This is a genomic window from Microbacterium sp. (genome assembly GCF_052102115.1).
In the GTDB taxonomy this organism is placed as follows: Bacteria; Actinomycetota; Actinomycetes; order Actinomycetales; family Microbacteriaceae; genus Microbacterium.
On sequence record NZ_JBQDVP010000075.1, the window covers coordinates 1 to 8,852 of the forward strand.

An 8,852-nucleotide genomic window follows, 5' to 3' on the forward strand; every position below is an offset into this window, starting at 1 on the left:
TTGGGATGTCCTTTTCCGCACAAAGAGGGCTAGTTAGCTGCCTGATAGTATGGCACTTAATGAATAAGGGTGTGGTCGTCAAACACGACTTTTTGCTGGCTCACGTTGATCACGATGAGTCTGCTCAAGTCGTGATGGCGGTGCTGTCTGCGGCGCGGCGCATCGATGACGCATGCGCCCACCTGCTGGCGCGGCATGGGCTTTCCGAGGGAAGGTTCGCAGTGTTGCTCGCGGTCAGCGAGCGTGATGACGCGAGTCCCGGGTGGATCGCCGAGCGGCTTGGGGTGACTCGCGCAACGGTCACTGGTCTTCTTGAAGGGCTGGTCAAAAGTGACTTTGTCGTGCGCATGGCCGCGCCAGGAGACCGCCGTTCGCACAACATCAAGCTCACGGAGGCTGGGGTCGCTGTTGTGAAAGAACTCGTACCCGTATACAAGGAGTGGTTGCGCCAGATCGCGGACAAGGTTGCGACGCCGCAAGACATTATCTCGAGTCTGGAACAGCTACGGCACAACCTGAGATCAGGAGCACCAACGAAGGGGGGTCATGAGTCGTCCTAGAACGGTTGCAGGGTTTGTGCCCGAACGGTTGCAGCAGTTACAGGCTGGGAGTATTGCAACGAGCACGCCCACCGAAGCATTAGCGATCGATCAGGGGTGTTGCTGCGCAATGTGCTCCCTGACGCTCCTGAACGTTTGCATGACGCTGCACGTGCGACGCAAAGCCAGGGAATTTTGGCGAGGATGCAACCCATCGGCGAGGCACTGCACAATCATCTTGGTACTGCAGACCCGGATCGCTGAGCTACGCACCGCTCAGACACGGTGCGTGGGTGGGCATGTTTCGCGGTTGCTGCTGGCCCGATCTTCCAAACCGCCGAAACCTTGCTGCCAGTGTTACGGCCAGCAGCCGATGATCAGCATTTCGCGGTTCGGGAATGGGCGTGGATGACGGCCAGGCCCACGCTCACAGCGCACCTCATCGAGAGCATCACGGTGCTTTCTGTTTGGACAGGTACAGATTCAGAACGCATCCGCCGGTTCACGAGCGAAGCGCTATGCCCGCGAGGAGTGTGGGCCAAACATATCGCCGCCCTCAAACACGACCCTGAGCTGGGGTTACAGATCCTCGAACCCTTACGCAGTGACACGTCACGCTATGTGCAAGACTCTGTCGCGAACTGGATCAATGATGCCTCGAAAACCCAGCCCGAATGGGTCGGGCAGTTCGCTGATCGGTGGCTTCAAGAAAGCCCCACCCCCGAAACCACGCGCATCGTGTCCCGCGGCCTCAGGTCGATACGAGACTGAGCGATGCAAACCGAGGAAGTACTGGAGACGGAGTTCGCGCGCAGCACGACGATCCCACACGTCGAGGCGAGACGCTCCTCTCAGGAGAATTCCTGCTACCGCCCACACACGCATGACACGTTCTCGATCGGGCTCATCGATTCGGGTACCTCGGTGTTCGCTGGCCCGCTCGGCGGCAGCGTACACCTGCGCCCGGGTGATGTGATTGTCATCGCAGCCGACCAGGTGCATCAGTGCAACCCTTATGGTGGTCGGTGGGTCTATCAAATGATCCACATGGATCAGGGCTGGGCAACAGACCTCGCGCCCGACGGATCTGCACAGGCACTATTTTCTAGCATCACCGTCCTGCGCCACCCGAACCTGCACGCGAGGCTCAGCGCATGGAACAGCCGCATCTTCGAGGACGAGAGCCGAGAACGTCTCGAAACTGATTTTCGTATGCTGTTGCGTGACCTCTCAGCTGCAGCACCGGACCATGTGGTGACCAGCGACGCTGACCCCGACCTTCGTGAGCGTCTACACCCGGTGATGGAGCGCCTACGATATGACGAATCCAACCCGAGCCTCGACAACCTGGCGGCTCTGGTTGGGATGTCGCGGCACCAGCTGATCCGCTCGGTGAAACGCGCTACCGGGTTGGCACCGTTGGCGTGGAGACAAAACGCCCGCATTATCGAAGCGCGGCACATGCTCCGTGACGGGCATGCTCTCGCCGATACCGCCCACACTCTGGGCTTCACCGACCAGAGCCATTTTCACCGCGTGTTTCGTGCCCACGTCGCCGCCCCACCGGGCCAATACCGTTCCGCAACGTAAGCCGCAGCCGCACGAACGTACAAGACACCACCCCTCACCGTCGCCGAGACTTGACGAGTTCACCGTCAAGATCGGAGGGGAAGTATGGAGCAGTTTGCCGCAGTGGCTCTCGCACACTTTCTGGCGCTGCTCATTCCCGGGGTAGATTTCTTTCTCATCGCCCGCACCGCAATGACCAGCGGTTGGCGAAACGCCACCGGCGCGTGCCTGGGCATCGCCGCCGCGAACGGGATCTTCATCGCGGCAGCATTCTCAGGGATCTCGATCATCTCGCACCCGACCGTGCTCGTCGTGATTCAACTGGCTGGCGGTGCCTTTCTGGTGTTCATCGGAATCGCGTTTATGAGATCAACGCCCCGGCTCAGTCACGATGACGACATGACTATCGAGCAGGCCACTTGGGTGAAGAACTTCGGTCTCGGGATCGCTTCTGGCCTGCTCAACCCCAAGAACGCGCTCTTCTATCTCAGCCTCGCCACTGCGCTCGCTGGGGCAGCACCACTCACACTCGTTGCATACGGGACCTGGATGTTCACCATTGTGCTCGTCTGGGATGTCATCATTGCGGTCGCCCTCGGATCCCGCAGAGCCCTCGCCCGGTTGGCACGCGTCGTGCCCTGGCTCACGAAGATAGCTGGAGGCTTCCTCATCCTTTTCGGCATTGCCCTGATCGTGGCTGTCGTGCAATAACGCAACGATTCGCCAAGCCGAGGTAAGTTCGTGCTTCCACTGCGGTAAAAGGCCGCAAAAACTCAGCGAGCTACTCCATTTCGCTGGTCGAATGCCCGCGACGCAACTGCAGGATCAGTCCATCCCACCGCCGCCACAGCCTCTGCAACCTCAAGTCTTGTGGTTGCGAGAACCTGCGCGAAGCTGGCGAAGCAACGCCGCCGCTGAGACGCCGATCTGGGTACGAAACAAACGCGTCAACTGAGAGCTTGACAACGCCGCAGCACTGGCCAGATCAGCAATCTGCCATCCACGGTCTAGGGTTGCGTTCAATAAGGAAATCGCGGCGACAATCTCGCGGCTTGGCGAGACTCCAGGATATACGGTGTACTCACAACGTTCTGTGGCTTGACCGCTCATCCGACCCGCCCCGTCGAATACCTCCGCTGAGAGAGCATGAATCAGCCGAGAATCGAACTGCGAAGGCATAACGCGCAGACTGTCAAGGGCCAGTTCCAGGTCCCCAGTTTTGGCCAAGTAGAAGTCCCCACCCTCTGTCATGGTTGATCAGTGGGGTAGGTGTTCACCTCCTTGTCGGGCTCGGGCTTGTCGCATGAGGTAGGACTGGCCGCTGGTGACCACGGTGGTGGCGTGGTGCAGTAGCCGGTCGAGCATGGACACGGCGGTGGTGTGTTCGGGCAAGAACCGTCCCCAGTCTTCGAAGGAGTGGTGGGAGGCGATGCCCAGGGAGCGGCGTTCGTAAGCGGCGGCCACGAACCGGAAGAGCAACTGGGCCCCGGTGTCGTCCAACGGGGCGAATCCGATCTCATCGACCAGCACCAGGTCGTTGCGTAGCAGCGTCTCGATGGCCTTGCCAACGGTGTTGTCGGCCAGGTGTCGGTAGAGGGTATCGACCAGGTCAGCGGCGGTGACGTAGCGCACCCGGTGCCCGGCGACCACGGCCGCGTGCCCCAGGGCGATGAGGGTGTGGGACTTACCTGTGCCGGCCGGTCCGATCAGCGCTAAGTTCTCCTTGGCCCCCACCCACTCCAGGCTGCTCAGGTAGGCCCACGTCGGTGCCGGGATCGCCGAGGCGCCCAGGTCGAACTCCTCGATCGTCTGGAGCACCGGGAAGGCGGCGGCCTTGCGCCGGGCTCGCTCGTTGGAGGCATCGCGGGCGGCGACCTCAGCCTCCACCAGGGCTCGCAGCACCTCCTCGGGGCTCCACCGCTGGGTCTTGGCGGTGATGAGCAACTCAGGGGCGAGTTGGCGCATCGCGGCCAGTTTCAGCCGGCGTAGCCCGGCGGTCAGGTCCGCCGCCAATACCGGAGCAGTGGCGGGGCTCATGAGGACACCCTCCCTGCGGTGGTGGGGGCGTGCTCCGCCAGCGACCGCCCGGTGGCCGTGGGCAGGTCGATCACCGGCGGCATTCCTTCGTCAACTCCGCGCCGACCGGATGGCTGAACTTCTCGCGACCACCAGCCTCACGGTAGGCGAGATCGGTGCGGCCGTGGGTTGGCGCGATGCGGCGGTCGCGCCGCGATCTTTCAAGCAGCGGTACGGAGTAGCTCCACGCATCTACGCAAGCTCATGCCGGAGATATGCTGCCAAGTCTGCAACTCCGCTACAGCCAGTTCCATGAGGGCCTGTTCGAGGATCGACGACCCGACAAGGGTGTTAGTGGCGGGTCAGCACTATTCATGGCGGGATTCGTTCTGCTCTCACGTCTCTAAAGACTCGCTCGATATGCTGGTTGAATACAGCGAGCCGAAGGAGCATCGTGGGCCGAAAAGAGCGGTTGGCGTCACGCGAGCGCCTTCAGCGAATTCGACTTCTGAGTTCTGAACTCGACACGCTCCGTAACGCAGCGATCGAACGCACTCGGTCAATCGACACGAAGTCCTCGTTTGTCGTTGTCGCCGCCGGAGTGCTTGCGGGGGCAACCTTCACAGGCTTAGTCGATGCCCGATCGTGGTACCTCGGGTTAGTGCCGTTCGCGCTCACTGTCGCAACGATCATTGCCGCGGCGGTCTCGCTCTGGCCGTCGACGATTGACTCGCCTTCCGGCCGATTCCTTGTCACTCGATGGGTTAATGCTTCTGAGCGTATGGAAGCGATGGAGGACTACATCCTCGAAGTGAAGGTACGCGAAATCGAGAAACGAAACTCGAAGAATGAGAAACGCGCAAAGGCAACCAAGTCGGCGTTCGTGCTCTTGGTAAGTGGCGTAGTGACTGCGCTGCTTGTCGCTGGTATCAATGCATCTGTCCTGAGAGGAGACCCAACCAATGGCCAGACCAACCCCGTCCACACCCCCTCCGCCCCCGGAACGCCCTGACGTCGAAGAAGCCTTTGAGACACTGACTCACGGTGACGATTCTGTGGAGAAGAAAAATGGCTGACGACAAGAATCCAACACCGCGGCCCGACGTCGAGGAAGCCTTCACGGAACTGACCGAGGCCGCGAAGCCGAGGCCGACACCTCCGTCCAAGCCTAAGGACTGAGTTTGCCTCTGTCGTTTCTCTCGCGGATATAGCCGCCCCAGTCTCGAGCCGCGAGGCCTGCCCATGCTCGTGCGGCGGTCTGAGAGATTCCGAGTGTTTGGGCGAGGATCATGTGCGGCACCTCAGCTGAGAGGCCAAACATGGCTGCATGCCGGGCTTGGTGGGGTGGGATGCCGAGTTCGACAAGCTGGCCTCGGATGTTCTCGGTGGCTATCGGACGGCCGGGGATTCCGCCTGGGAAGAGCCAGCCGTTGTCGAGAGAAGCGTAGGAGGCGTTGACTCGGTGTGTGAGCTGTTGTCGGATGAGCATGCCCAAGGGTTCGGGCATCTCGACCGGGGTTTCGCGGAATGTGACGAGCACAGGGCCTCGTTGTGGCGCGGTTACTTGCTCGGTGCGGAGGTCGTAGGCTCGGGTGAGGGGCTGCGCGAAGAGCAGGATGAAGAGGCCGATGATGCGGGTGTAAAGCCGGATCGAGTCGTCGCGCAGGAGGGTGCCGATATGACGCCAGCGGTCGGCATCTCCCATCGTGACATGCGCTTGGCTGGGGTTCGGGTTCTTCACGGAGATACGGTTGTTGATCCCAGTGCGGTTTATCCAAGTGATGAACGGGTGCAGCATCATCGACATTGACATCACTTGGGTGGAGAGGTAGAGCTCGAGTCGGTGCTGAGTAACCTCAAGGATCGTCGTCTGTTTGTGCTCGAGCCATGCCAACAGGTCGATCGAGCGGTTCAGGCGTTGCCGCGCGCCCTCGGCCATCGCTTTGGTGAGCCTGCCCTGGTCGGCGGCTGTGCGCAATCGACGGAGAATAACCCAGCGTGCGAACTGGTCGATGGTCTGTCGGTGCATCGCGCTGATGCCCGCGACACGGTCGATAAGCCAAGGCCCAATGCGCTCGATCAGTGGTTCGTAGGGTTCGAGGACCTCAAGCGCGACAAGGAGATCGCGCAGGTAGTTGTGTGCGCGATCCATCGGCCGTCGGGCGAAGGTGTCGTGGGAGATGTTCACTTCGCCAGAGGCCATCTGACGGAGAAGGGTAGGGCCGTGACCGGGCGGTCGTTGCAACCAGGTAATCGCGTTCTGCGGCCGATGCGACCCCACGAGCGCGTCGAAGACTGGCCGAAGACGTTCGTGGATCTCTCCGGTGCGGGGATCAAGCAGCAGCACATGGAGGCGTTCGCTCAGAACGCAGGAAGCGCAACGACGAACCCCATAGGGCTGATCTTGACGACCACACTTCTCACAGACGAACACGGGCGGCTTCCCCGCGCAGTCGGCACAAATCAACTGTGCAGGTGCGGTCACTGAGAGGTAGGGCAAGGGGCGAAACTGGCTGCAGCCTGGGCAGCGGGCGGGGTGATAAGCGAGGTAGCGACAGCAGTTCTGACAGATCTTTCCCTCTGGTAACTCGAATGATCCGGTCAGTCGCTCGCATCGGATGCAGACCGGTGCCCGGCGTGCATTCACTCGTCGACGCCGTCGGGCCTGCGGATCACCGCCCGGATCGGACGGATGGATCCGATCTTCGGGCCGCCCTCGTTGTGCGTGCCGGTGCGGGCCGCCCGCTGCTCGGCGACGACCGGCACGATGAGATCGTTCGGGGTGCAGCCCAATGCGTCGCAGAGCGCGACGAGTACCTCGGTGTTCAGGCGCTGCGGGGTCTTCGTCACGAGCCGGTAGACGTGCTCTCGGGTCAGGTGAATGCCGCGTTCTTCCAATAGCGGCATCAGTTCGCTGGTCTGGAACATGCCACGGTCGGCCATGACCTGCCGCAGATTCCACTGCATCTGGATCGTCCTCATGATGGGCTCGCCTCCTCTTCGGTTCGGTAGACCCTGGCAAGAGCGGCCTACAGGGTCTTGTTCTTGAAGTCGTTGGACACCGAGGTGTAAATCGCGGTCGTCGACCCCCAACGGTGCCCGACCTGTTCGGTGACGAAGTGCTCCGGGTAGCCGAACTCGATCAGATGGGTCACATACGAGTGCCGCAGGCAATGCAGGGTCAAGTGCTCTTCAAGGCCGATCTCGCTGCGTGTGTCGGCGAAGAGTTCATCGACGTGGCGGACACTGACCCGGCTGCGCCGCTCGGTCAGCCAGAGTGCGGCCTGGTTGCCCGCCTCGAACAGGGGCAGCCCCTCTTCGACCCATTGCCGCAGACCATTGACGGCCCAATCGAACTCGGGAACAGCGAGAACCGTGCGGCGCCTCGGCAATGAGCCTTTCATCGCTTTCCCGAACCGCACATGGATCGACCCATAGGTGCCCCAAGCTCGCATGTGCGGGTTCGGACGCAGATCGGGCAAGTCCAGGCGCACGAGCTCGTTGCGCCTGAGCCCGAACCCATAGGTCGTCTTGATCATCGTCGCGTCGCGCCACGCGGCAAGCGACCCTTTCCGGCCGAGGCGCACGATCTGCTCGATCCGTGTATCGAGCCAGTCGAAGAGATCCTGCAACTCCCGATACGTCAGAGGGCGACGTTGCGGTCTGCCCTCGTACTCGTTCAGGTGCGCGACCGTGTTCCATTCATTGCACACCTGCACCGGGAATGTGCCGAAGCGATCCTGACATTGTACGGGCCATTCGTAGCGTGCATCGGTGACGTAGTCGCAGAACATGCGCAACGTGAGGTGGTAGCCGCGAATCGTCGATACGGCGAGTCGATCCGCGCCGCACGTCAGCGACACCGTAAAGTCCTCCATATCGCCCGGTGTCCACTCCCACGGATACTGCTCGGTGAAGTCCTGAAAGCGCCGGATGAGCCGCTCACGATCCCGCAAGGTCGATTGGCCGAGCTGACGCGAGAGCTGCTGCCGGGTCCAGCCTGCGACCATTGCCTCGAACACGGCCGCTCGCTCGTTCAGATGCGCCACCCCGGGTACCAGCATCAGCCGCGCTGAACCAGGGAACTCGCCGACCATGCACCACCCCCGGTCGTTACCTAAATCTCACGATGTGACTTTTACGGTAAAAAAACCGAAGAGGTGCAATCGGCGCAAGGGTTGTCGATCGAGTCGATCGACAACGTCGCGGTCAACACTGGTCTGGGATGTGACTTCTGATGCAATAAATCCCGCTCAACCGTTGATTGCCGATCGTGTGTGGGAGATCTTGAGCACTGGGAATCAGGGAAACTCGGCGGGCTCCTCAAATGGCACGAAGCGGTGAAATCGGCAGACTCTGCTCGCATCGACACGAGGCTCGTGTGGGCACGCGGTTCTGCGGATGGCCCCGTACCTGCTGGGTGATCCTGTTCGTCGCACACGGCGGCGAACAGACCCCGAACAGCAGGGAGCCCCCGTCATGCCAGACCCCACACCGCCGCCCGCCGAGCGCCTGACCGAACTACCCGCGCCCGTGTTCGCCGATGACCGGGCGACGCTCTACCTCGGGGACGCAGTCGAACTCCTCCCGCTCCTACCCACGGCCAGTATTGACGCGCTCGTGACCGACCCTCCGTACGGGTTGAGCTTCAACGGGCAGTCCTGTGAATCGCCCCGGGGATAATAGAGGCAGGGAGATTGGAAGAAGGAGATTCTCTCGTGCCAGTGA

General features: G+C 61.5%; 12 protein-coding genes. 7 read left to right on the forward strand and 5 right to left on the reverse strand.

Annotation, left to right across the window (positions count from 1 at the left end):
* The first annotated feature begins 59 nt into the window (after nucleotides 1-59).
* From ACTICP_RS14890 to ACTICP_RS14905, 4 genes are all read left to right on the forward strand, one after another.
* A complete protein-coding gene (locus ACTICP_RS14890) occupies nucleotides 60-560 on the forward strand; it encodes a MarR family winged helix-turn-helix transcriptional regulator (RefSeq protein WP_164513769.1) in 501 nt (166 codons plus the stop codon).
* 387 nt (nucleotides 561-947) lie between these two features.
* A complete protein-coding gene (locus ACTICP_RS14895) occupies nucleotides 948-1,310 on the forward strand; it encodes a DNA alkylation repair protein (protein WP_205676911.1) in 363 nt (120 codons plus the stop codon).
* 3 nt (nucleotides 1,311-1,313) lie between these two features.
* A complete protein-coding gene (locus ACTICP_RS14900) occupies nucleotides 1,314-2,129 on the forward strand; it encodes an AraC family transcriptional regulator (RefSeq protein WP_087053556.1) in 816 nt (271 codons plus the stop codon).
* Nucleotides 2,130-2,213: 84 nt separating this feature from the next.
* Nucleotides 2,214-2,819, forward strand: a complete 606-nt coding sequence (locus ACTICP_RS14905) for a LysE family translocator (RefSeq protein WP_087053555.1) — start codon at nucleotides 2,214-2,216, stop codon at nucleotides 2,817-2,819.
* A gap of 150 nt (nucleotides 2,820-2,969) precedes the next feature.
* On the opposite strand, the gene ACTICP_RS14910 is transcribed toward ACTICP_RS14905, so the two are convergent.
* Both ACTICP_RS14910 and istB read right to left on the reverse strand, forming a co-directional pair.
* Nucleotides 2,970-3,359, reverse strand: coding sequence for an AraC family transcriptional regulator (locus tag ACTICP_RS14910; RefSeq protein WP_101584957.1), 390 nt, complete (start codon nucleotides 3,357-3,359; stop codon nucleotides 2,970-2,972).
* Nucleotides 3,360-3,365: 6 nt separating this feature from the next.
* Entirely contained in the window at nucleotides 3,366-4,145 is a 780-nt protein-coding gene (istB, locus tag ACTICP_RS14915; protein ID WP_096157928.1) for an IS21-like element helper ATPase IstB, read from the reverse strand.
* Between istB and ACTICP_RS14920 the strand changes: the two genes are divergently transcribed.
* Nucleotides 4,144-4,440, forward strand: coding sequence for a helix-turn-helix domain-containing protein (locus ACTICP_RS14920; RefSeq protein ID WP_164513767.1), 297 nt, complete (start codon nucleotides 4,144-4,146; stop codon nucleotides 4,438-4,440). The genes istB and ACTICP_RS14920 overlap by 2 nt on opposite strands.
* A 138-nt stretch (nucleotides 4,441-4,578) precedes the next feature.
* Entirely contained in the window at nucleotides 4,579-5,136 is a 558-nt protein-coding gene (locus ACTICP_RS14925; RefSeq protein ID WP_096157926.1) for a hypothetical protein, read from the forward strand.
* Nucleotides 5,137-5,292: 156 nt separating this feature from the next.
* On the opposite strand, the gene ACTICP_RS14930 is transcribed toward ACTICP_RS14925, so the two are convergent.
* The 3 genes from ACTICP_RS14930 to ACTICP_RS14940 form a co-directional block, all read right to left on the reverse strand.
* Nucleotides 5,293-6,327 carry a hypothetical protein gene (locus ACTICP_RS14930; RefSeq protein ID WP_087053552.1) on the reverse strand — a complete coding sequence of 345 codons (1,035 nt, stop codon included), beginning with the start codon at nucleotides 6,325-6,327 and terminating at the stop codon, nucleotides 5,293-5,295.
* Between the two features lie 440 nt (nucleotides 6,328-6,767).
* Nucleotides 6,768-7,106 carry a helix-turn-helix domain-containing protein gene (locus tag ACTICP_RS14935; protein WP_170934010.1) on the reverse strand — a complete coding sequence of 113 codons (339 nt, stop codon included), beginning with the start codon at nucleotides 7,104-7,106 and terminating at the stop codon, nucleotides 6,768-6,770.
* Between the two features lie 47 nt (nucleotides 7,107-7,153).
* Nucleotides 7,154-8,221: a tyrosine-type recombinase/integrase gene (locus tag ACTICP_RS14940; RefSeq protein ID WP_125177745.1), complete on the reverse strand. Its 1,068-nt coding sequence runs from the start codon at nucleotides 8,219-8,221 to the stop codon at nucleotides 7,154-7,156.
* 382 nt (nucleotides 8,222-8,603) lie between these two features.
* Here ACTICP_RS14940 and ACTICP_RS14945 point away from each other — a divergent pair, with 382 nt between their 5' ends.
* Nucleotides 8,604-8,807: a site-specific DNA-methyltransferase gene (locus ACTICP_RS14945; protein WP_101584954.1), complete on the forward strand. Its 204-nt coding sequence runs from the start codon at nucleotides 8,604-8,606 to the stop codon at nucleotides 8,805-8,807.
* Nucleotides 8,808-8,852 lie beyond the last annotated feature (45 nt).